The 24,108-nt window shown below is 46.9% G+C and carries 18 protein-coding genes and 1 pseudogene; 11 read left to right on the forward strand and 8 right to left on the reverse strand.

Annotated features, from left to right (window positions below):
* Nucleotides 1-5: 5 nt before the first annotated feature.
* Together AC1HDJ_RS03340 and AC1HDJ_RS03345 are read right to left on the reverse strand one after the other, a co-directional pair.
* Nucleotides 6-1,025 (reverse strand): glycosyltransferase family 9 protein, encoded by a 1,020-nt coding sequence (locus AC1HDJ_RS03340; RefSeq protein ID WP_479533366.1) that lies wholly within the window; start codon nt 1,023-1,025, stop codon nt 6-8.
* Entirely contained in the window at nt 1,022-1,708 is a 687-nt protein-coding gene (locus AC1HDJ_RS03345; RefSeq protein WP_479533368.1) for a glycosyltransferase family 25 protein, read from the reverse strand. Before AC1HDJ_RS03345 ends, AC1HDJ_RS03340 begins: the two co-directional genes overlap by 4 nt.
* A gap of 255 nt (nt 1,709-1,963) precedes the next feature.
* Between AC1HDJ_RS03345 and AC1HDJ_RS03350 the strand changes: the two genes are divergently transcribed.
* The 3 genes from AC1HDJ_RS03350 to AC1HDJ_RS03360 all read left to right on the forward strand — a co-directional run bounded on the left by AC1HDJ_RS03350 (nt 1,964) and on the right by AC1HDJ_RS03360 (nt 4,243).
* Nucleotides 1,964-2,254 (forward strand): hypothetical protein, encoded by a 291-nt coding sequence (locus AC1HDJ_RS03350; RefSeq protein WP_479540335.1) that lies wholly within the window; start codon nt 1,964-1,966, stop codon nt 2,252-2,254.
* A 154-nt stretch (nt 2,255-2,408) separates the two neighbouring features.
* Nucleotides 2,409-3,062, forward strand: a complete 654-nt coding sequence (locus AC1HDJ_RS03355) for a glycosyltransferase (protein WP_479540336.1) — start codon at nt 2,409-2,411, stop codon at nt 3,060-3,062.
* Nucleotides 3,059-4,243, forward strand: coding sequence for an O-antigen ligase family protein (locus AC1HDJ_RS03360; protein ID WP_479533372.1), 1,185 nt, complete (start codon nt 3,059-3,061; stop codon nt 4,241-4,243). The genes AC1HDJ_RS03355 and AC1HDJ_RS03360 overlap by 4 nt, the downstream gene beginning before the upstream one ends.
* Nucleotides 4,244-4,255: 12 nt before the next feature.
* Here the strand turns inward: AC1HDJ_RS03360 and AC1HDJ_RS03365 are convergent, their stop codons facing one another.
* Together AC1HDJ_RS03365 and rfaD are read right to left on the reverse strand one after the other, a co-directional pair.
* Nucleotides 4,256-6,031, reverse strand: a complete 1,776-nt coding sequence (locus AC1HDJ_RS03365; RefSeq protein ID WP_479533374.1) for a bifunctional glycosyltransferase family 4 protein/polysaccharide deacetylase — start codon at nt 6,029-6,031, stop codon at nt 4,256-4,258.
* A gap of 75 nt (nt 6,032-6,106) precedes the next feature.
* Nucleotides 6,107-7,054, reverse strand: coding sequence for an ADP-glyceromanno-heptose 6-epimerase (gene rfaD / locus AC1HDJ_RS03370; RefSeq protein ID WP_479533376.1), 948 nt, complete (start codon nt 7,052-7,054; stop codon nt 6,107-6,109).
* A 123-nt stretch (nt 7,055-7,177) separates the two neighbouring features.
* Here rfaD and AC1HDJ_RS03375 point away from each other — a divergent pair, with 123 nt between their 5' ends.
* From AC1HDJ_RS03375 to tdh, 3 genes and pseudogenes are all read left to right on the forward strand, one after another.
* A complete protein-coding gene (locus AC1HDJ_RS03375) occupies nt 7,178-7,825 on the forward strand; it encodes a TetR/AcrR family transcriptional regulator (RefSeq protein ID WP_479533378.1) in 648 nt (215 codons plus the stop codon).
* 243 nt (nt 7,826-8,068) lie between these two features.
* Nucleotides 8,069-9,262, forward strand: coding sequence for a glycine C-acetyltransferase (locus AC1HDJ_RS03380; protein WP_479533380.1), 1,194 nt, complete (start codon nt 8,069-8,071; stop codon nt 9,260-9,262).
* A gap of 81 nt (nt 9,263-9,343) precedes the next feature.
* Nucleotides 9,344-10,369, forward strand: a pseudogene (gene tdh, locus AC1HDJ_RS03385) (L-threonine 3-dehydrogenase).
* Nucleotides 10,370-10,523: 154 nt separating this feature from the next.
* Here the strand turns inward: tdh and metJ are convergent.
* Nucleotides 10,524-10,841, reverse strand: coding sequence for a met regulon transcriptional regulator MetJ (gene metJ / locus AC1HDJ_RS03390; protein ID WP_438622693.1), 318 nt, complete (start codon nt 10,839-10,841; stop codon nt 10,524-10,526).
* 309 nt (nt 10,842-11,150) lie between these two features.
* On the opposite strand from metJ, the gene metB reads away from it, so the two are divergent.
* From metB to metF, 3 genes are all read left to right on the forward strand, one after another.
* Nucleotides 11,151-12,302 carry a cystathionine gamma-synthase gene (gene metB, locus AC1HDJ_RS03395; RefSeq protein ID WP_479533383.1) on the forward strand — a complete coding sequence of 384 codons (1,152 nt, stop codon included), beginning with the start codon at nt 11,151-11,153 and terminating at the stop codon, nt 12,300-12,302.
* 4 nt (nt 12,303-12,306) lie between these two features.
* Nucleotides 12,307-14,733 (forward strand): bifunctional aspartate kinase/homoserine dehydrogenase II, encoded by a 2,427-nt coding sequence (locus tag AC1HDJ_RS03400; protein ID WP_479533385.1) that lies wholly within the window; start codon nt 12,307-12,309, stop codon nt 14,731-14,733.
* Between the two features lie 372 nt (nt 14,734-15,105).
* Complete coding sequence (gene metF, locus AC1HDJ_RS03405) at nt 15,106-16,002, forward strand: methylenetetrahydrofolate reductase (RefSeq protein WP_479533387.1); 897 nt, start codon at nt 15,106-15,108, stop codon at nt 16,000-16,002.
* Between the two features lie 113 nt (nt 16,003-16,115).
* Here metF and AC1HDJ_RS03410 read toward each other — a convergent pair whose 3' ends face one another.
* From AC1HDJ_RS03410 to argE, 3 genes are all read right to left on the reverse strand, one after another.
* Entirely contained in the window at nt 16,116-16,706 is a 591-nt protein-coding gene (locus AC1HDJ_RS03410; protein ID WP_479533389.1) for a PadR family transcriptional regulator, read from the reverse strand.
* Nucleotides 16,707-17,803: 1,097 nt separating this feature from the next.
* Nucleotides 17,804-20,434 (reverse strand): phosphoenolpyruvate carboxylase, encoded by a 2,631-nt coding sequence (gene ppc / locus AC1HDJ_RS03415; RefSeq protein ID WP_479533391.1) that lies wholly within the window; start codon nt 20,432-20,434, stop codon nt 17,804-17,806.
* A 164-nt stretch (nt 20,435-20,598) separates the two neighbouring features.
* Entirely contained in the window at nt 20,599-21,777 is a 1,179-nt protein-coding gene (argE, locus tag AC1HDJ_RS03420) for an acetylornithine deacetylase (protein WP_479533393.1), read from the reverse strand.
* Nucleotides 21,778-22,241: 464 nt separating this feature from the next.
* Here argE and argC point away from each other — a divergent pair, with 464 nt between their 5' ends.
* Entirely contained in the window at nt 22,242-23,246 is a 1,005-nt protein-coding gene (gene argC / locus AC1HDJ_RS03425) for an N-acetyl-gamma-glutamyl-phosphate reductase (protein WP_479533395.1), read from the forward strand.
* Nucleotides 23,247-23,273: 27 nt separating this feature from the next.
* Nucleotides 23,274-24,062, forward strand: a complete 789-nt coding sequence (gene argB, locus AC1HDJ_RS03430; RefSeq protein ID WP_479533397.1) for an acetylglutamate kinase — start codon at nt 23,274-23,276, stop codon at nt 24,060-24,062.
* The last annotated feature ends 46 nt before the right edge of the window (nt 24,063-24,108 follow it).

Below are 24,108 nucleotides of genomic sequence, written 5' to 3' on the forward strand. Positions count from 1 at the left end.
TATTTTCAATTGGTTAATAGCTGATTTATCGATGATTTTATCTTTTTAATATCAATTGAGTTTATATCATCATCAGTTGAACGTAATTCAATGAATTTCCCATATAATGGAGAAAATTGGTCTCGCCAAGATTCATTGTTTCTTAGTACTAAAAATGGTTTGTGCAATGCTACGGATATATGTTCTATTGATGTATCCGTTGTAACGATTAAGTCAGCGTTTTTTATAATTGATGCTGCATGTAAAATGGTTTTTGGTGAAATATAAAAAACATCATCATTTACTGAGTTGTTTTTTGAAAAAACGTATATTTTCTTGCCTGTTTCTTTTAATGTTAATTTTATTTTTTCGCTAAACTCTACTGATAGAGAGTTACCTTTTTGACTGCCATTTGGAGTGAAAATAATATATCCTCTCTCATCTTTCCATGGGTGATCATGGTTTGCTGGCATATCATATTCAATTTTTTCAAATGATCTGTTTGGTATTATACTCAACATACGCTGGGTAAAATGCAGGTGATTATTTAAGGGTGTATAATATTTTGATACGCACTTATTAAATAAAGGAATAACTCTTTGTTGCTCTTTGTTTTTATTTCTAATTGGCAGTGATGTTAATTTCCCATTAGAAATGAATGCGATTTTGGCTAAAGCAATTTCATCTGCTTCATCAAATAAATTTATGATTAAGTCAAAATGTGCATTTTTTACGTGTAGAATTTTTTGCCACATTTCTATTGAAAATAGTTTTGTATTGAGTGTTATTGCGATGTGATTTTCTATATAATCTAAGTTTTTAGCAATGATTTCATTTCTATCGCTGCAAAGCAATGTTATTTCTGAATCAGGATAGAGCCTGGTTATTTCTTTAAATACAGGCGTAGATAAAATAAAATCACCAATCGCATCATAGGTAATGATCAATATTTTTTTTGGTGTTGGACTTAACTGACTACTTTTGTTTTTAGTGAGATTAAAAATAAACTGAGAAATTAAAGATCGGAAAATATTACTGATTCTCATTGTTTTTCCTTACCTGCTTGTTTTTCTATATGGGTGCCGTAGTTACGTTGTTCAATACTATCAATTTCAGAGGCAAAATCTGCGGGCCATATACAGCAAGGTTCAATACCGTACGCATTTATTCTATTGTGTTGGATGTATCCAGTGAGATAATCTGCTGGCATTCTCACCGGATGTGCGATAGACAATAATTTTTTAGCACCTTGGTTGGTAATTAAATACCCTAAAGCACTTAAAATTGCGCGTTTAGATGATTGTGATGGATAGCGATAGCGTACTAACTTATAAGTTGATGTTATTTTTTTAGATAATGGCCAATGTTTTGCCTTGCCGTGATGTAAGAAGATGATTTCTTTACGAGATGGCGTAATATTTATTATTTGAGTTATTACATGTAAAAAATCATCACAAAACTGAAAGTCATCTTCTAAAATTATGCACTCATCAAGGTTATTTTCAATAATATACTCATAGCATTTTATGTGGCTAAGAGCACAACCAACTTCACCTGCTGTAAGTGGATGGCCACAATGGTTAATGGCTAAATCATTATCATAATTCACTACTGTATTAGTGATGTTAATACCATCAATGAACTCAAAACTGAAACCAAAACGGTTCATTTGTTGAGTCACATGTGGTCTTCTGGATGAATTGACCAAACTAATAACAAGAAAATGCATTTTTTAAAAATTCTAAGTATTTAATCTATTACTAGTTTAGCATGGGTAGTATTTTTTTGCTATATACCTAAGTTTGTCTTTGTGGTTACTTCACTAAATAGATATTTAGTTTATATTTTTTATTTATAAAAGTATTTGTGTATTTTTTCCTTCTGGTTGTAGTTCGTGAAATTTTAAAAATATGATTTAATTATGGATTATATAGACAATCTTGTTATTATATGCCACAGGTGTTTTTTAATGGCTTAAAAATCAATGAAAAAGCTAGTTTTTTTTATAAACTCCCTTGGTATGGGGGGCGCTGAAAAAGTACTTTTGGCATATGTGCGAAGTTTAGTGACTGAGTATGGGTATCAAGTTACAGTTGTCACTAATGAAAACTCAGAGAACTGCTATTTATGTGATGAAATAAAAAAATATGCGGATTATTATTACTTTGAGCATCCTAGGAAGTTTAATATCCCAGTTTTTTCAAAATTATTTTTTTCTTTAATGAACGCGGCATTGCTTTTAAATTTAATAAGAAGCAATGATATTTCTGATTGATTTTCTTGATGGGGATTTTTACAAGAAGATCAGGTTTTTTAATAAGAGAAAAATAACATGGTTACACTCTAGCTTTATTAATTTAAATGAAAGAAAACGGAATATGGCGTATCGTTGCAAATGTTATGATGACATAATAATGATCTGTAATGACATGAGAGATGAAATTAGTGAATTAAACCCAGATTGGCTTGATAATGTGAGTGTGATATATAATCCATTTGATTTTAAATTTATTCATAAGAAATCTCTTGATGATAGTGATGTGTTAGAGAATGAAAGGCTAATAATTTCCTCTGATTTTATTTTAACTGTGTGTCGTCTAGATGAGCAAACAAAAGATGTTACTGGATTACTCAAAGCATATGCATTAGCTTTAAGTAATGGGTTGAAATATAAGCTTGTGATTATTGGTGATGGTGTTGATAAGTCTATTTTAGAGGAAAAGGCAAAAGAGTTAAGTATTTCTGATAAGGTTTTTTTTCTTGGATTAAAAAGTAATCCTTATATTTGGATGCGACATGCTAAAAGTTTTGTTTTCAGCTCTAAAGGTGAAGGTTTTGGGCTTGTTTTAGTTGAGGCATTGTATTTGACTGGCTCTGTTATTTCAACAGATTGCCCTGTTGGCCCGAGTGAGATTTTAGAACGTGGTAATTTGGGTGCACTATATCCGCTTGGTGATTATCATAAATTATCGCAGCTATTACTATCACCGCCAGAAAAAACAAAAAATATAGATTTGTTAAAATATTCAAAAGAGAACTCAGTAAAATCTTTAGTCGGCTTAATTGAGAATCCTACTTCATGAAGTATATTTTATTAATACCGTATGTTTCACTGTTTATGCTAATGCCTATGTTTAACATGGGGGCATACTATCAATCGAAAATAGTGATTGTTTGTGCAATATTAAACTATCTATTTTTATCTCATCGTTATGGATTTAAATACTGTTTGAATAAAAGTAAGTCAGAATGGGTGTTTTTATTCTCTATTTTACTCTATATTATTATTTCTGGTTTATCGTATTTGCTACATGGCGATGACATGGGAACAATAAGAGCTTTTTTACATGCGCTTATTTTTGTTTTCACAATAAAACTTCCTGAAAAAATCAATGACAACCTGATCGCCTCAGTGATCGGTCTGGGTGGGATATTATTAGGCATACCCGCTATGTATGAATACCTTCAAGGGTATAGTCGGGTAGGAGCTTATTTAAATCAGGTTATTTTTGCACAAGTGGCGATTGTTGTATTTTGCATTAGCGTATTTTATCTTTTTAAAAAAAATATCAGTGGTGTGGTACGCGGGGTTGTTTTTCTTGCCACATTAGTTACCTTTTTATGTGTGATTTTTTCTGGAACGCGCGGGGCATGGTTATCGCTACCAATTATATTGATAGGTTTAGTGCTCTCTATTCGTAAAGAAGGCTATTTTAGTCGAAAACATACTGTTATCTCCGCTGTTATTGCAAGTATTGCTCTGGCCTTTACTTATCCAGTAATTGTTGAACGTTACGATCAAGCTGTAAATGATATAAAACTGTACGATAAAAATAACCCTAATTCTTCGGTCGGTGGGCGGTTATATATCTGGGAAGCCTCTTGGTTGATGATAAAACAACATCCTATTGTGGGTGTGGGCACTAATGAATTTAAAGATAAAATAAATTCTTACGTAAATTCAGGTATGATTGAATGGCAATCACAAGATTTACTACATTCACATAATGAATATATTTATGCATTTGCTATTAAAGGGATATTTGGGTTATGTGCTTATTTATTTTTAATTTTAAATCCGTTAATCAGTGGGTGTAAATTTTCATCAACCGATTTTTTTAACAGAATATTACTCTCTACTATTATTGTAGTGTATCTGATATTGGCTGTTTCTGATGTTCCATTAAAGTATTCTGTAAATATTTATATGTATACTTTAGTTGTTTTTTGGCTTATTTCCCGATTATCTCTTAAAAAAGTGTAACAACAAGGCATCTTAAGATGCCTTGTTTGCCTTCCTAAAATTATAATTCCCTTTGATTTTCCGCCAAAAGCCAAAAGTATCTGTGCGTGGGAATATAGCAATGCGCCTAATTTGATATAAATCTTCATGCAGTGCTAGTGGGCCACTATTGGTTGCTACAGCAAAATCAAAGTCTAGTTTTTTGGTGATCTCTTTACTCTCCTCATTATGAATACCATAAGGGTAAGCAAAAGAGGTTAATCTGCTATTAAGTAGAGCTTCAAGTTGTTGCTTGTTTTCGCTAATTTCATACTGTTGATGAGTATAATCAAGCGTATTAAGTTTTGGGTGAGTGAGTGTATGCCCACCAATCTCAATATATCCTGAGTTAGCCAGTTCACTGAGCTCTGACAGTGTCATTAAACTCACTTTTTTCTCAGGATTATTCGAGTTTTCAACATCCCAACGATTAAAGTTTTCACCCGTTACTGCATATACTGTGGCTTTGAAATTATATTTTTTCAGCAAAGGAAGCAGTAACGTTAAGTTATCTTTATATCCATCATCAACTGTGATCATGAAATATTTTTTACCAAATTCAAAACGGCTTATTGTGCCTTTTTCTTTAAGTTCACTGAATGTGAGTGTTTCATAACCCAGTTTTTTTAATAAGCGAAAATGTTTATCCAACATGTCAATGTGCAGATAAGTACCATGTACGCCTTTTTCACTATCATCAGTAATAAAACGGTGATACATAATCACAGGAATTTCATGTTTACGCGTATAAACATACTCACTTTGATAGCGATACTCGAGTTGATCAACCACAGGGTGGATATTATAACTTTCAGCAACAAGACGGCTGACATCTTCATCTGTATATTGTGTTTTAAGTGCTGCACTGATTTCAGTTTTCAAACGGCCAAAATCAATATCTAGATCTTTTGGGCCAATATCGCCAAAATTGCTCTCCATCGCGGCGCGGATATTGTGCGGTGTAATAAGGCCAATAGCATTCGCTTCTCCGACCGCAACGGTTGGGCGGCCCATTAGCAGCGCTTCAATGGCAACTCGACCTGCACCGATAACCACATTACTTTCAGCAATGACTTGCTCAATATCATCTCGGTAACCGGCAAAATTAACTTGTGTAGCAAAACGGGTAAAACGATCGGGCACTTTACTGCCGGTATAAATACGGATATCCCACTGATCTAAATCGAGCACTTCATCCAATAAACGGTAGCATAACTCACCCTTAGGGCCAGTGAGCCGACCAATTATCGTAATCACGGGGCGAGTATGCAACGGCGCGCTGACACGCTGATAGCGCTTAATATCAATACCGTTACGGCCGATACTTACCGCATGTTCAGCCATACCAAGCTCATTAATCAGCTGAGTTGCGACTGCTTCACAAACTGCAATGGCATGGCTGCCCATCGCCAAAAAAGCTTTGCGTGAGGCATGTACCGGCTGGCGGCCATGTACGGTTGTTACCATAGGTGTGCCAGTTAGCTTGCAAGCAATATGGCAACTCCAGCTTGATGCGCGCGAATGTGCATGAACCAACTGGATATTATGCTTACGAATTAAATAGATTAAATAAGCAACATGCCAAAAACGGCGCGGTATGCTTCGCTTATTAAAGCGCAACGAGAAATACTGGCCGATGACCGGCTTGGTCAGTGTATCAGAGACATAGTAAACCGAGTGTCCACGGCGAGTGAGCTCATTTCCTACCGTAGTGGCATACACTTCTGCACCGGTTACTTCTAATTGTGAAAGTGCCATTAAGATATTCATGTCAACTACGCGCCTCTGAGACAGAAAAACGGGCTAAAAAAGCCCGTAAGTTTACTATGTAATAAAGCGTACAAACTACCGCTTATTCAACCATACCATATATTCCGCAACCCCTTCGGCCACGGTTTTAAATGGCGCGGTATAACCGGCTGCACGCACTTTGGTTAAATCAGCTTGCGTGAATGCCTGATAACGGCCTTTTAAATGCTCGGGGAATGGAATGTATTCCACGCTGCCTTGCTGATGATGCGCAATGACTGCATCGGCCACAACCTGAAATGACTCAGCATTACCCGTGCCGCAGTTAAAGATACCGGAAACACCGTTCTCTAAAAACCACAAATTCATGGCAGATACATCACCAACATACACAAAATCACGCTGGAACTGCTCACTACCAGCAAATAATTTCGGGTTCTCACCCTTATTGATTTGGGTATTTAGATGAAATGCCACACTCGCCATGCTGCCTTTATGGCCTTCACGCGGGCCATACACATTGAAATAGCGAAAACCGGTGATCTGCGATAGTGTTTCACCGTGCTGCTTGGCATCTTGCCATAAACGGCGCACGTAGTTATCAAACAGCTGCTTTGAATAACCGTAAACGTTCAACGCACCTTCATATTCACGCTCTTCAATAAAATCGTGATCACGGCCACCGTAGGTTGCGGCAGAAGAGGCATACAGGAACGGGATTTCACGCTCTAAACAAAAATGCAGCAGCTCTTTAGAGTACTCATAGTTGTTTAGCATAACGTACTTGCCATCCCACTCTGTGGTAGCAGAACATGCGCCTTCGTGGAATACTGCCTCAATATCACCGAAATCATCACCCGCCATAATTTGGGCGATAAAATCTTCTTTATCCATATAATCGGCGATATCAAGATCCACTAAATTGACGAATTTTGTCCCGTCTTTCAAGTTATCGACCACCAGAATATCGGTGCGTCCGCTATCATTGAGCGCCTTGATGATGTTGCTGCCGATCATGCCGGCGCCGCCTGTGACGATAATCATGGATCGAATACCTCTTTATAACCTGATAGATAATGCGGCTGATAACGCAGGAGACGGTTTGCCCAGTCAGCGCAGTCAGCTATGATGAACGCAAGCAAAGCCGTGTTAAGGAGTGCTGAGCAGATGAAAACCCGTGATCGCATCATTCACGCCAGCGTAGAGCTGTTCAATGAACGCGGTGAACGTAATGTCACCACCAACCATATAGCGGCTCATCTGGGGATCAGCCCAGGCAACCTGTATTATCATTTTCGCAATAAAGAAGACATTATACACGCCATTTTAAGCGAGTATGCAGCACATTTGGCGCTAGCATTTCAGCCAAAACAGCCATCCGACTTTAGTTTAGATGTACTGATGGGCTACCTTGATGCCATTTTTTATACCATGTGGCGCTACCGTTTTTTCTATGCGAATCTGGCTGATTTACTCAACCGTGACAGCCGTTTACAGCAACAATACCTGACTGCCCAGACCGATCTTGACCAAAAACTGATCGCCATTATGGGGAGTATGCAGGCCAACCATTTACTCGATATATCGGCCGACGCACTGCCCGAATTTGTGCACACAATGAAACTTATTGTTACTTGTTGGATCCCTTATCAGAGCGCACAAGCGCCCGGCAGCCAGATTACCCGTCAGGTTGTCTATCAAGGGGTACTCAGTATGCTCAATTTAATGCGCCCGATGATGACACCGGCGGGTAAAGAGCGGATCGCCCGTCTGACCGAGCACTACCATGCGCAATTGGCCCGCGAACTAAAATAATAGCACATCGTCATATTATTTAGGGAAAGCAGCCACAGAGTGTGTGTTAACGCACAGTTTGTCGGTACCCAATTCTCTTCTATAAAGCAGGCTATCGGTCTGCTTTGCCATTTTTTGATAGATTCCGCTGCACAAGCTCTCAATTCTGGTGTCAAACACTCTGAAAATGGCCGATTCTCAGTAACATAAGCAGCAACTTTGCTGGCTGTTACAGCCATGACCTCATAAGGGAGAGACGCCACAATGTCTGCCGATTTTTATCAACAAATTCGCGATCAAATAACACAAACCCATGCTGACGGGTTGTACAAAGCAGAGCGCATCATCACCACCGCGCAGCAGGCCGATATTGCTGTTGCCAGTGGCCGTGAAGTCGTCAATTTTTGTGCTAATAACTATCTGGGTTTAGCCAACCATCCGGCACTGATTGCGGCAGCCAAAGCGGGCATGGATAGCCACGGTTTCGGTATGGCCTCGGTGCGCTTTATCTGCGGCACGCAAGACAGCCATAAACAGCTTGAAGAACGTTTAGCCCACTTTTTGGGGATGGAAGACAGCATCCTGTACTCCTCGTGCTTTGATGCTAACGGCGGCCTGTTTGAAACGCTACTTGGCAGCGAAGATGCCATTATTTCCGATGCGCTAAACCACGCGTCGATCATTGATGGTGTGCGCCTATCCAAAGCAAAACGCTACCGATATGCCAACAACAATATGGCTGACCTTGAAGCACAACTGCAACAGGCTAAAGCCGACGGTGCGCGCCATATCATGATTGCCACCGATGGCGTGTTTTCGATGGATGGCGTGATTGCTGATCTGAAATCGGTCTGCGATCTGGCTGACTGCTATAACGCACTGGTGATGGTGGATGACTCACACGCAGTGGGCTTTGTTGGCGAAAACGGGCGCGGTACGCACGAGTATTGCGAGGTGATGTCGCGCGTTGACATTATCACCGGCACGCTCGGCAAAGCCTTGGGCGGCGCTTCCGGCGGTTATACCGCGGGGAAAAAAGAGGTGATTGAGTGGCTGCGCCAGCGTTCACGCCCTTATCTGTTCTCAAACTCACTGGCTCCGGCGATTGTCTCAGCCTCAATGACCGTACTCGATTTACTCGAACAGGGCGCAGCTTTGCGCGCACAACTGTGGGAGAACGCCAACTACTTCCGTCAGCAGATGAGTTCGGCCGGTTTTACGCTGGGCGGCGCAGATCACGCGATTATCCCGGTCATGATTGGTGATGCCAAACAAGCGGCTGATTTTGCCGATGCACTGCTGGCCGAAGGTATTTACGTGATTGGCTTTTCATTCCCCGTTGTACCCAAAGGGCAGGCACGTATCCGCACCCAGATCTCGGCTGCGCACACTCGCGCACAGCTTGATCATGCCATTGAAGCTTTTACCCGCGTGGGTAAACAGCTCGGCATTATCTGATGTTAAATACCGAACTCAATCTGGTCGCTTGTGCCGCAGGCAATCAGGTTGGGTTTTGACAAAGTCATGGGGATCATCGCAATGAAAGCACTGGCTAAACTCAAACCGGAAGTCGGCATTTGGATCACCGACGTGCCACAGCCACAGATGGGGCATAATGATCTGCTGATTAAAATCCGCAAAACCGCCATTTGTGGTACAGACGTACATATTTATAACTGGGATGACTGGTCACAACGCACTATTCCCGTGCCGATGGTTGTCGGCCATGAGTATGTCGGTGAAGTGGTGGCAATGGGGCAAGAGGTGCGCGGTTTTCAGGTCGGCGATCGGGTTTCCGGTGAAGGGCATATCACCTGCGGCCATTGCCGTAACTGCCGTGCTGGCCGTACCCATTTATGCCGCAATACCACCGGTGTCGGTGTTAACCGTGATGGCGCATTTGCCGAATATCTGGTGATCCCGGCGTTTAACGCCTTTAAAATTCCCGACAATATCTCTGATGATCTGGCGGCGATTTTTGACCCATTCGGTAACGCGGTGCATACCGCATTATCGTTTGATCTGGTAGGGGAAGATGTGCTGATCACCGGCGCAGGCCCTATCGGGATCATGGCTGCAGCAGTGTGTCGCCATGTGGGTGCTCGCCATGTGGTGATCACGGATGTGAATGAGTACCGCTTGAGTTTGGCCCGGAAAATGGGTGTGACTCGTGCGGTCAATGTGGCACAAGAGAGCCTGAGCGATGTGATGCAGCAACTGGGCATGACCGAAGGGTTTGATGTGGGGTTAGAGATGTCGGGCGTGCCGAGTGCTTTCCAGAGCATGCTCGCTGCCATGAACCATGGCGGTAAAGTGGCCATGTTGGGTATTCCGCCAAGCGATATGGGGATTGACTGGACACAGGTGATCTTCAAGGGGCTGTTGATCAAAGGTATTTATGGCCGTGAGATGTTTGAAACTTGGTACAAAATGGCGGCACTGTTGTAATCAGGCCTCGATCTTAGCCCTATCATTACGCACCGTTATGCGATTGATGATTTTCAGCAGGGCTTTGATGCCATGCGTTCAGGCCAGTCGGGTAAAGTGGTACTAAGCTGGGATTAATGGCTCGGGCGCACGGTGCAGGCTTGTTTTTTCGGGATACAGAGCGTGTGTTCTGTGCTGACTGAGATAACCCAAAGCGCTTAATTGAGATAACAAAAAGCCTAACTGCACGAGCATGTTAGGCTTTTTTATTGGGATGAGTTTTTTACTGGGATTAATACTCCCAGCTATCAGGGTCAATTCCCATTTGGCGCATAATCTCTTTTGCCTCGACCGGGATCTCATCGTGGCGCTCTTTGCCTAGATCGTCATCGGTTGGCAGCGGCTGACCGGTAAATGCGTGCAAAAAGGCTTCACACAGCAGCTCGCTGTTGGTGGCATGACGCAAGTTATTCACTTGGCGACGAGTACGTTCATCAGTCAGAATTTTAAGCACTTTCAGCGGGATAGAGACAGTGATCTTTTTGACTTGCTCACTTTTTTTACCATGTTCCGCATAAGGGCTAATGTATTCGCCATTCCACTTTGCCATAAAACACCTTGCAACGCGTCATCATCACACTGTGTGATGTTCCGTAATCAGATAAGGAAATAAGAATAAGGGTACAATTCTAGCGGTTAATCCGGAAGCTGACAATCTAAACGCAAAGATGTTTAGACATCTAGATGTGTTGACGTCTAGTATGAAATGCCGTTACTCTATTTCCAGCAAAGGCGATATACAAAATCCAATGAGTAAAACTGAAAACCAGAGATGGTAACTAAGAGCGGCTAAACACCAAATGATGAACGGCAGCAGGCTGTTCATCCCCCAATACCGTAGCTAGGGAAAGCGAAGCGTATGACATATAAACAGGCAACCTCGGCCATTCGCAGTGGTTTGAACAATGACGACCAGTTTGGCTGCGTTGTTCCCCCCATTCACCTCTCATCCACCTACAATTTTACCGAATTTAATCAGCCACGGGTACACGATTATTCGCGTCGCGGTAATCCGAGCCGTGATGTGGTGCAACACGCGTTGGCTGAACTTGAAGGCGGTGCTGGCGCGGTGATGACTGCCAGTGGTATGGCGGCAATTCATCTGGTCTGTACCGTTTTCCTGCAATCTGGCGATCTGCTGGTTGCCCCACACGATTGCTACGGCGGCAGCTATCGCTTATTTGATAGCCTGAGTAAGCGCGGCGCATATCGGGTGATTTTTGTTGATCAATCTGATCCGCAGGCATTGGCTGCGGCGCTGGCCGAACAGCCCAAACTGGTGTTAATCGAAACGCCGAATAACCCGCTGCTTAGAGTGGTTGATATTGCCGCCATTACCGAACAGGCCCATCAAGTTGGCGCGAAAGTGGTGGTTGATAACACCTTCATGACACCGCTGTTGCAACAGCCGCTGGCGTTGGGGGCGGATCTGGTGGTGCATTCGTGCACTAAATACCTCAATGGCCATTCCGATGTGGTTGCTGGTTGTGTGATTGCCGCCGATCCGGCACTGGTGACTGAGCTAGCATGGTGGGGTAACAATATCGGGGTTACCGGTTCGGCGTTTGACAGCTATCTGCTGCTGCGCGGCTTGCGAACGCTCGGGCCACGCATGCGGCAGCATCAGGAAAATGCGCTGGCCATTGTCGATTATCTGCGTCAGCAGCCATTAGTGGGGAAGTTATATCACCCTTCACTGCCTGATCATGCCGGCCATGCTATTGCCTGCCGCCAGCAAAAAGGCTTTGGGGCGATGATAAGCTTTGAACTGAACGCCGATGTGGCCAAATTTGTGGCACAATTACAGCTGTTTACACTGGCAGAATCGCTCGGTGGTGTAGAGAGCTTGATTTCACACGCAGCCACCATGACACACGCAGGAATGACCGCCGCCGCGCGTGCAACCGCAGGCATTAGTGAGAATTTACTGCGGATCTCTGTCGGTATTGAAGATGTAGAAGATTTAATTGCTGATCTGGAGCGTGCCTTCCAGACAGTCGCGGAGAGGTAACTTGATGAGCGTACAAAGCGGAGCCAAGATCCGTCAATTGCATAAATTTGGCGGCAGCAGTCTGGCCGACCCAAGCTGTTATCAGCGGGTTGCCAAGATCATGGCCGAGCACAGCCAGCCTGATGATCTGATGGTTGTTTCTGCTGCGGGCAGCACCACTAACCAGCTGATTGCATGGCTCAAATTGGCCTATACCGATCCTCTGGCGGCTCATCAGGCACAGCAAGCGCTGCGCCGCTATCAACTGGGCTTGATTGAATCCTTACTCTGCTCTGAGGTCGTCGCAGAATTAAGCACGCTGTTTTTGGCAGATATCGAGCGGTTAGCACTCTTAATGCAGTCAGATCACAGTGATGTCTTATATGCCGAAGTGGTCGGGCATGGCGAGATTTGGTCAGCCCGCTTGATGGCTGCATATTTACGTCATCAGGATATACCGGCCGTGTGGTTGGATGCCCGCCAGTTTTTGCGGGCTGAACGTGCAGCGCAGCCGCAGGTTGATGAAGGCCGATCATGGCCGCTATTGCAGACTCTGCTGGCACAGCATCCGAATCAGCGCATTGTCGTCACCGGATTTATCTGCCGCAATGATAGCGGTGAAACCGTATTACTGGGGCGTAACGGCTCTGATTACTCCGCCACACAAATTGGTGCGCTGGCCGGTGTTCAGCGGGTGACGATTTGGAGTGATGTTGCCGGTGTCTACAGCGCTGACCCGCGTAAAGTCAGCGATGCCTGCTTGCTGCCCCTATTGCGACTAGATGAAGCGAGCGAGCTAGCACGTTTGGCTGCACCCGTGTTGCATGCCCGTACACTGCAACCGGTCTCTGGCAGTGAGTTAGACCTGCAACTACGCTGTAGCTATCAGCCCGATCAAGGCTCGACCAAAATCGAGCGGGTGCTGGCCAGCGGCACTGGAGCCAAGATTGTCACCGGGCATGATGATGTTTGCCTGATAGAGCTGAGCGTGACGCAAGCTGATCGTTTTAATGCAGTGCGCGAAGAGGCGCTGCGTTTGCTTAACCGCGCACATGTAAAACCGATTGCTAGCTTTGCCCATCTTGATCGCCACTTGTTGCAACTGTGCTATACCGCTGAAGTGGTCAACAGTGCATTTCAACTGCTGCAAGAGGCGACCTTACCGGCTGAGTTACGTTTGCGTGAAGGGCTAGCAATGGTGGCACTGGTAGGCGCGGGGGTGTGCAATAATCCGCTGCACAGCCACCGTTTTTACCAGCAGATTAAAGATCAGCCGGTTGAGTTTGTTTGCCCGTCGGAAGAGGGCATCAGCCTGATGGCCGTGTTGCGTCACGGCCCGACTGCACACCTGATTCAGGGGCTGCATCGTAGTCTGTTTCAAGCCCACAAGCGGGTGGGCTTGGTGCTATTTGGTAAGGGTAATATCGGTTCACGCTGGCTGGAGTTATTTGCGCGTGAACAGCGCAGTTTTTCGGCACGTACTGGGCTTGATTTTGTGCTGGCCGGGGTGGTCGACAGCAGCCGTAGCTGGCTCGATTATCAGGGGCTGGATGCTAGCCGTGCACTGGCCTTTTTCCACGATGAAGCCTCAGAGCACAGCGAGCAACAACTGGCCGAATGGATGAGTCAGCACCCGTTTGATGATCTGGTGGTGCTCGATGTGACGGCCAGCGCTCAGGTTGCTCAGCAGTATTTGCGTTTTGCCGAGCATGGTTTCCATGTTATTAGCGCTAATAAACTGGCCGGTGCTGCCAGCGCCATGCAGTATCGCACCATCCGCGATGCGTTCCAGAAGACGGGCCGCCACTGGCTGTACAACGCCACGGTCGGGGCCGGTTTGCCAATTAACCATACCGTGCGTGATCTGCGCGAAAGTGGTGATAGCATACTGGCGATCAGTGGTATTTTCTCTGGCACACTGTCATGGCTGTTTTTGCAGTACGATGGCAGTCAGCCGTTTACCACACTGGTCGAACAGGCATGGCAACAGGGGCTGACCGAGCCTGATCCGCGTGATGATCTCTCGGGGCAGGATGTCATGCGCAAACTGGTGATTCTGGCACGCGAAGCGGGCTACGATATTGAACCCGAACAGGTGCGGGTTGAGTCACTCGTGCCGAGCGCGCTTGAGCAGGTGTCTCTTGATCACTTCTTTGAGCAGAACCTCAAGCTCAACGAATCGATGGCGCAGCGGGTTGCCGCCGCGCAAGAGGCTGGTTTAGTGCTGCGCTATGTCGCCCGCTTTGATGGCAACGGCAAAGCGCGGGTGGGTATTGAAGCACTGCGCCCTGATCATGCGTTGGCATTTTTACTGCCGTGCGACAATATTTTTGCGATAGAGAGCCGTTGGTATCGTGATAACCCGTTGGTGATCCGCGGGCCGGGTGCTGGGCGCGATGTAACGGCTGGCGCGATCCAGTCAGATCTGAACCGTCTTGCTCAATTGTTATAATAGGGTTATCGCTGATTGCGAGTTGCAATTAACGGCTCTTGTTTGGCAGTTTAGTCTCAATAAAAAAACCAGAACGTCAGTTCTGGTTTTTTTATGCCGAAAAAGTGATAAAAATGATCATTGACAGTCAGCACGAGTTACGTCATCTTAACATCCACTGCTTGCATCTAGACGTCTAAACGTATAGATGTCAAAAATGGATATGATATAAATTTACACGGGTTACTGCTCAGGCTTTTATTCGGACTTTGATTGAGAATCCGAATAAAAGTCTGAGTAAAGGAATAATGCACAGGCCGGATGCCACAGCACAGCTAAACCAAATGCGCGTTGCTGTATGCCATCGGGCTTGTATTAACGGAAGGATCCGCGATGAGTTACCACGCCAACCAACTTGATGCACTTAACCAGAGTGTGGCCGAACTGCACGGTCAGATTAATGTCTCGTTTGAGTTTTTTCCGCCGCGAACCGAAGAGATGGAGGCCACCTTATGGCACTCTATCCAGCGCCTAAGCTCACTACAGCCGAAGTTTGTGTCGGTCACCTATGGCGCAAACTCTGGTGAGCGTGATCGTACCCATTCGATTATCAAAGCGATTAAAGATCAAACCGGTTTGGCTGCTGCGCCGCACTTAACGTGTGTGGATGCCACCGAGCAGGAGCTGCGCTGTATTGCGCGTGATTACTGGAACAACGGTATCCGCCAAATTGTGGCGTTGCGGGGGGATTTGCCGGCCGGACACGGAAAACCGGCCCTGTATGCCAATGATCTGGTCGCGCTGCTCAAAGATGTGGCCGATTTTGATATCTCAGTAGCCGCTTACCCGGAAGTGCATCCTGAGGCGAAAAGTGCGCAAGCTGATCTGTTGCATCTGAAGCGTAAAATAGAGGCGGGTGCGAACCGTGCTATTACCCAGTTCTTTTTTGATGTCGACAGCTATCTGCGCTTTCGTGATCGCTGTGCAGCAATCGGCATTGATGTTGAAATTATCCCCGGTATCTTACCGGTATCCAACTTCAAACAGTTAACCAAATTTGCCACCATGACCAATGTGCGGGTACCGCAATGGATGCACCGCATGTATGCAGGGTTAGATGATGATCCGGCAACCCGAAATTTGGTCGGGGCCAGTATCGCGATGGATATGGTGAAAGTGTTGTCACGTGAAGGGGTGAAAGATTTTCATTTTTACACCCTCAACCGTGCCGAGCTCAGTTATGCCATTTGCCATACCCTTGGTGTACGCCCTGTAGCGCTGGCCAAGTAGTTTGTTTATCGGCATTAAATACCAGCATCAAGCTACACAACGCTGACGGTAAAGCCTGATCGATCAGCGTTGTTGTGCCAAGCCCAAGATGGCAAATTACCCAAGGCGACAACTTAGTAGCAGCTCGCTTCCAGCTCTTTTTCTACACGCGCACGGTTGGCATTCATTTCAAGCTCTGCCAGCAGATTCTGTGCCTCTTCCGCCCAGATTAGCCAAGCCTGCTCTTGTAAGATCCCGCGGCGCAGCGTCAGATAAGTCAGCTTATCTTCCAGACTTAACTGATCGGGTGAGGTAAATTTTTCGCTAGACACTTTCTGATACTGGCGCAGTTGCTCATTGTGCTGCTGCGTTTGCTTAATCAACGCCTGACGAACCGGTGTAATATCATAATGGCTGCATGCCAGCAGACGAACTAGCAGTTCATCACGTAGCGGGCGCTCATCAACCGGCGTACTGAGCCAGTTTTGCAGACAGGTTCGGCCGGAATCGGTAATGCTGTAAACTTTGCGATCCGGTTTCCCTTCTTGAGGGATCAGCTGGCTGAGCACCATGCCCTGATCAGCAAGGCGGCTGAGTTCGCGGTATACCTGTTGGTGGCTGGCCGTCCAGACTAAACCAACCATCCGGCTGAATTCTTTGGTAATGTCATAACCACTCGCGTCCTGACGGCTTAATAATGTCAGAATTACCTGAGAGAGCGCCATAATATCCTCATTTGCTTTTATTGCTTCCCTGTTGCGAATCCGCAACTTACACCATGATAGCTTCCACCCTATCCTTGGTGCGGAAGAAACGGGAACACTCCCGTTGGACTAAAAGTCATATAAATAGTGCCGTAACCACAGACGGTAAATAATGCGTTAACCGCGTGCAGGGTTTTACCTTCACGATGAACGAATTAGATTGAAAAATACTGAGGTATGGGCAGTGGTGATAAGAATGACATACAACCGCGTATTGAGTCTTAGCAATTAGTGTCATATGCATCATTCGTAGCACTTTGTTTTGATCAGTGAGCAGGTTATTCTATATTTATCTATAGACAATATTTTCTATAGCAAAATGAGAAGGTGTCGACAAATTATTATCAGATCACAGGGTAATGGCAAAAAACAGCGTGATTACGCCTGATAGCGCCTCATGTAAAGCGCCAAATAAACGGCACATTGACCGTGTCGCACAAAAAAATAAGGTGCTATTTAAGGGGAAATCGTCATACCATATTATTAAGGTTCACGTTTTTAATCAAAAAAGATAGAGAATAAAAAAAACCATAAAATAAAGTTATTGAGTTTAAACAGTATATTCCAATGCAGTATTTCTATGATGATATGTTTTGGTTCGGCTATTTGTCATTAAATATGATTTAACTTTGCTACTCTATTTCTCTATCCCCGTAATAATTGATCTTCCACAATAAATACAAATTCTACAACACTCCTCCTGTGATTAACAAAATAATGGCTATTTCTATTCCCATAAATTGTTGTGAATGGGGTGTTATTCCAAAAAATAGAAATTAAATAGTGTCTGTACTCTGGTGATCTTCACATCACACATACGCTTGTTGATGGCGGCAGGCCTGTTTTACTTAACAGAATTTTTTATGGGGGATGAAAAGAGAAAATACAGAGCTGAATGTGGGAAAGGGAAAGGAAAGAAAAAAATCCTGATATTACCGCATATTAAATGCCATGATGAGAATCACTAAGGGCACACCAGAGTAACCAGCGCAGTTGTCAGTGCGGTACAGTAAAAAGTACCGCAAAGCCATAACCTGCGCTGGTGTTTGGCTGGCCGGTTAACCGGTGTTACGCATACCGGCGGCAATACCAGCAATGGTCACCATCAGTGCCTGTTCCACCTGCGGATCGGGCTCGGTTAGCTGGCGTGAACGGTGCAATAATTCAGCTTGCAGAACATTGAGCGGGTCAGTATAGACATTGCGCAAACTGATCGACTCTTGTAGCCACGGCTGATCGGCCATGCCATGCCCTTCGTTGGCAATCGCCAGCACCGCTCCGATATCATGCTTTAGCATGCTGCGCAGCTGTGTGCCCAGTGGCCACAAGGTTGTATCCACCAAGCGTTGATCATAATACTCGGTTAACCATAAGTCGGTTTTACTGAACACCATCTCCAGCATACCGATGCGGGTTGAGAAGAATGGCCAATCTCGGCACATCTCTTCGAGTACTGGCTGATTACCCAGATCAATCACCTTTTGCAGCGCATCACCCGCGCCCAACCATGCTGGCAGCATCAGGCGGTTTTGGGTCCAGGCAAAGATCCACGGAATGGCGCGCAAACTTTCGACTCCGCCGTTCGGGCGGCGTTTTGATGGCCGAGAGCCGAGCGGCAATTTCGCCAGCTCACCTTCCGGCGTCGCCGCACGAAAATAGGGCACAAAGTCCGGATTTTCACGCACAATACTGCGGTACACGGCACAAGATGCATCAGACAGCACATCCATGGTATCGCGCCAGCCTTGCTGTGGCTGCGGTGGTGGCAGCAGATTCGCCTGCAATACGGCACTGGTATAGAGTGATAAACTGTTTACTGCAATTTCCGGCAGGCCGAGCTTAAAGCGGATCATCTCGCCTTGCTCGGTGACACGCAGCCCGCCCTTAAGCGAACCCGGTGGTTGTGACAGCAGTGCCGCATGTGCTGGCGCGCCGCCGCGACCAATAGTACCGCCGCGACCGTGGAACAGTGTCAGCTCAATACCGGCCTCTTCACAGGTTTTGATCAGTGCTTCTTGCGCGCGGTACTGTGCCCATGCAGCAGCCATTACACCAGCATCTTTGGCCGAGTCGGAGTAGCCAATCATGACCATCTGGCGGCCCTGAATAAAACCGCGATACCAGCCGATATTCAGCAAGTCGCGGATCACATCATCGGCACGGTTCAGATCATCGAGCGTTTCAAATAGCGGCGCGACCGGCAGATGCTGCTGGCAACCGGCCTCTTTTTGCAGCAGATGTACGGCCAGCACATCAGAAGGCTGGCGTGCCATTGAGATCACATATGAAGCCAGTGCGCCGGCCGGTTGTTCGGCAATCGCGCGGCAGGTTTCGATCACCTCGGCTGTCTCTTCACTCGGCTGCCAGTTGAGCGGCAGCAATGGGCGCTTCGAGGTCAGCTCTTTGACCAAAAATGCCTGTTTATCTGCTTCGCTCCACTGGGCGTAATCACCAAGCCCCAGATAGCGGGTGATCTCGGCCACCGCATCAGAGTGGCGGGTGCTCTCTTGGCGGATATCAAGCTGCACCAGATGAATACCAAAGCAGCGGATCCGGCGCAGTGTATCGAGCAGCAATCCGTCAGCAATAATGGTCATTCCGCTGGCTTTGAGTGACTCATAGCACAGATGCAGCGGTGTCCAGAGCTGCTGGTTGCTATCGATAATATCGACAGGTGTGGCATTTTGCCCTTTCAGGCGCGCATCAAGATATTCGAGCGTGTTTAGCAGTTGCTTGCGCAGTTGTTTGAGCAGCACGCGGTAAGGCTCGGCCACTTCACCCACTAGCGCCTGAATATCTTCACTGCATTCACTCATCGACAGCTCAGAGATCAGCTCATTGATATCACGCAGGAACAGATCGGCAGCTTTCCAGCGGCTCAGCAGCATCGCTTTGCGGGTAATGCTGGCGGTAACAAACGGGTTGCCATCGCGATCACCGCCCATCCATGAGCTAAAGCGAATGGGGGTTGCATCAATCGGTAAGCTGGTGTTCAAAGACTCTTTCAGGCGGCTGTCGAACTCGCGCAAAAACTCCGGAACACCCTGCCACAGGCTGTTTTCAACTACCGCATAGCCCCACTTAGCTTCATCGAGTGGGGTCGGGCGCTCTTTACGGATCTCATCGGTGTACCACGCTTGTGCAATTAACTGCATCAGGCGCTGGTGAATTTTACGCCGCTCTGCGTCCGGCAGATCGTCATGCTCGAGCTTATCGAGGCAGCGGTTAATCTGCACATGCTTGTGGATCAGCGTGCGACGGGTGATTTCAGTAGGGTGCGCGGTTAGCACCAATTCAATAGAGAGTTGGCTAACGGCCTCACGGATCTTCTCTTCGCTGATCCCTTTTTGTTTGAGATTTTCAAACAACGTATCGAAGGTATCTGGGCGGAAAATATGGGCATCGCTGTTACGCGAAATAGTATGGTATTGCTCAGCAATATTGGTCAGATTTAAAAACTGACTGAACGCACGCGCCACCGGCAACAACTCATGGTTGGACAGGTTTTGCAGTGTATCGAGCAGCATCCGGCGGTCATTTTCATTACCCGCACGTGATGATTTGGATAACTTACGGATTGTTTCAACCCGCTCTAACAGAGGCTCACCTCCGGCATCGCGGATTGTCTCCCCCAACAACTTGCCCAGCATACTCACGTTGCTGCGCATGGCGGCATAATGTGCGTTCATGGCTCTCCATCCATTTAGTAAATTTACTACATCCGTTACGCTAAATAGCGTTTCTGCTATCTAGCCATGAACTTAACTGTTCGTCAAATGGCCAATGGCCCTGCTCAACCTTACAAGATTGTGCTAAATCAAAACAAGGTGAAATTAAATAACATTCTGCGGTTTTATCCCCCAATTTGGCTTTGGTGGTGGGCAGAATTTGTGCCACAAAACTCGGTGATTAAACGTGTCAGCAGCAGGGTTGTCGGCAAAATAAAGTCGGTGGAAAGAAACTCATCCGGCTGGTGTGCCTGTTCAATCGAGCCAGGCCCAAGTACCAGTGTCGGGCAGACCGATTGAATAAATGGCGCTTCGGTGCAGTAGTTAACGGTGGCACAAGGCTCGCCCAGCAGTTTCTCTACCACTCGTACAATTTCGGCATCCGGCGGGCACTCATAGCCGGGGATCGGATCATGCAGGGTGTGAATGGATAACCGCCCCGGCCAGCGCTGTTGCACCGGCGCAAGGGCATTGTGCAGCATCTCATCGAGATCACGCAGGGTTAACCCCGGCAGCGGGCGGATATCCATGTGCAATTCGCAGCAGCCACAGATACGGTTGGCGGCATCACCGCCGTGAATATGGCCCAAATTTAAGGTGGGATAGGGAATGGTAAAGCCGGCATGGTGATAGCGTTCGCGCAGCTGGTTGCGCAGCAGCATTAACTGTGTGGTCGCTTCATGCATCAGCTCGATAGCATTTACCCCCCGATCTGGATCACTAGAGTGACCCGACTGCCCCAGAATCCGGATGGCATTCGACAGATGCCCTTTATGCGCGCGGATCGGCTGTAGTGATGTCGGCTCGCCAATCACCGCATAGTCAGGTTTTACCGTGGCGGTGGCGGCAAAGAGCTGCGCTCCGGCCATTGAGGTCTCTTCATCGGCGGTGGCCAGTACGCGCAAAGGCTTGGTCAGCGTGTTGCTATCTAACTGGCGAACCGCTTCAAGAATAAAGGCAAAAAAGCCTTTCATATCCGCCGTACCCAGCCCATAAAAGCGGCCATTCTCTTCAGTTAGGGTGAATGGGTCTTTGGTCCAACGCCCCTCATCAAACGGTACTGTGTCTGTATGTCCGGCCAACAGTAACCCGCCAGGGCCGCTGCCGAGCGTGGCCAGCAGGTTGTATTTATCGCGGGTATTTGGCACGGGCTGTATCTCAACCGTAAAGCCTAAATGCTCAAACCAGCCGGCCAGCAGGTCAATCAGCGCGCGGTTACTTTGGTCGTGCGCCGCATCGGTTGCACTGATCGAGGGGGTTGCGATCAGGCTGCGGTAGGTATCGATAAACTGAGGAAATTTCATACAGAGATTGACAGTCCTTTGATTGAATGGTATCGATATAATAATGCAATTTCAGTGAATAAAAATACACTTAATTTTGTGGGTGATTGAAATAATGACAAGGACTGTTTTGACTGCGTTATCCCCTGCCATACCCCTTCTGCTCCGACGATGAGTCAGCCCATAGTTACGCTTGCCCAACCGGCGGTGTAGCGGGCAACGGCTCAGGTTACACCCGTTGTTATCACATGCGTTAGAACATATCCGTTAACATATATCGCTGTTTTACTGCCGCACTGTTGGGGCTTCTTTTTTAGCACAGTGACTGCAATCATGCGCTGTAGCGCATAGGTTGTGGGTTATGTGCAGTACGGTATTTAACACCACAGTAGTAATGTTTTACCGCGCCAGCGCAGCGGGTGCAAAGAGAGATTGATGTTCTCACGGCTGAAATTTTTTTATTCCCGTAACAGGAAAGGATTCTGATGTTAAAGACCCTGATTATTGGTGCTAGTGGATACACAGGCGCTGAACTGGCCGCGATAGTGGCTCGTCATCCGCAATTAACGTTGGCTGGCCTCTATGTATCGGCGGGTAGCCATGATGCAGGTCGCCTGTTATCTGATTTGCACCCACAATTTAAGGGCGTGCTGGATATTCCGCTACAGCCATTGCATGAGGTCAATCTGCTGGCACAGCAGGCTGATGTCGTGCTTTTGGCTACGGCACATGAAGTGAGCCACGATTTAGCCCCGCAGTTTCTGGAAGCCGGTTGTGTGGTGCTGGATTTATCCGGTGCATTTCGGGTGAACTCTGCTGAATTTTATACCCAGTATTACGGGTTTACCCACCAGCACCCGCAGTGGCTGGATCGCGCCGTTTACGGGCTGGCTGAGTGGCAGGCTGAAGCGATTGCCCATGCCCAACTGATTGCCGTACCGGGCTGTTACCCAACCGCTTCACAACTGGGGCTAAAACCGCTGATTGAAGCGCAGTTACTCGATACTGCTCATTGGCCGGTGATCAATGCTGTCAGCGGTGTTAGCGGTGCTGGGCGTAAAGCCAGTTTAACCAGCAGCCTGTGTGAGGTGAGTCTGCAGCCATACGGGGTGTTTACCCATCGTCATCAACCGGAAATTGCCGCTCACTTAGGCGTACCGGTTATTTTCACCCCACATCTAGGGAATTTTCCACGCGGCATTTTAGCCACCATGACGGCCAAACTGCGTGTTGGGGTAACGGCTGCGCAGATCCAGCAAGCGTATACGGCGGCGTACGCAGCTCAACCGTTGGTGCGTATCTACTCTTCAGGCTGGCCATCGATTCGTGCGGTTGCCGGAACGCCGTATTGTGATATTGGTTTTGCTTTGCAGGGCGAACATGTGATTGTGGTCGCAGCGGAAGACAATTTACTCAAAGGCGCTGCGGCACAAGCCATGCAGTGCCTTAATTTACGTTATGGCTTTGCGCAGACCTGCGCGCTGATTTAACCCGTATCTGTTTGAAGGAGCAAACTTATGACTGCAGCGCTTTCCCGCCCACTGGTCATCAAATTAGGTGGCATACTGCTCGACAGTGATGAAGCACTGGAGAAACTGTTTTCAGCGCTGGTGGCCTATCATCAGCAAAACCCGCGCCCACTGGTTATCGTACACGGCGGTGGTTATCTGGTTGATTCTCTGATGAAAAAACTGGCCTTGCCGGTGATTAAAAAACAGGGTTTGCGGGTTACTCCGGCTGATCAAATTGACATTATCACCGGCGCTCTAGCCGGCACAGCGAATAAAACCTTGCTGGCATGGGCGATAAAAAAACAGATTGCGGCGGTTGGGCTGAGTCTGGCTGATGGCGGGATCACACAAGTGATACAGCGTGATCCCGAGCTGGGCTTTGTCGGGGATGCCACCGCAGGCAACCCGACACTGCTCACCTTGCTGCTCAGTAACGGGTATCTGCCGATTATCAGCTCGATTGGCATTGACGTGCAGGGTCAGCTGATGAATGTGAATGCCGATCAGGCCGCCACTGCGATTGCCGAAACCTTACAGGCCGATTTAGTGATGCTATCTGATGTCAGCGGTATTTTAGACGGGAAAGGCCAGCGGATTGCCCAGCTTCCAAGCAAAAAAGCGCAAGAGCTGATTACGCAAGGGATCATCACTGACGGCATGATAGTTAAAGTTAATGCTGCGTTGGCTGCTGCGCACACATTGGGGCGGCCAGTGGATATTGCCAGTTGGCGTTATCCAGAATTGCTACCGGCACTGTTCAACGGTGAGGCGATCGGCACTCGTATTACGTTGTAAATGCGCCGACTCCATATCAGGCCGACTCAAATAATCAGATCATTTA

The organism is Plesiomonas sp. ISS29 (genome assembly GCF_056522795.1).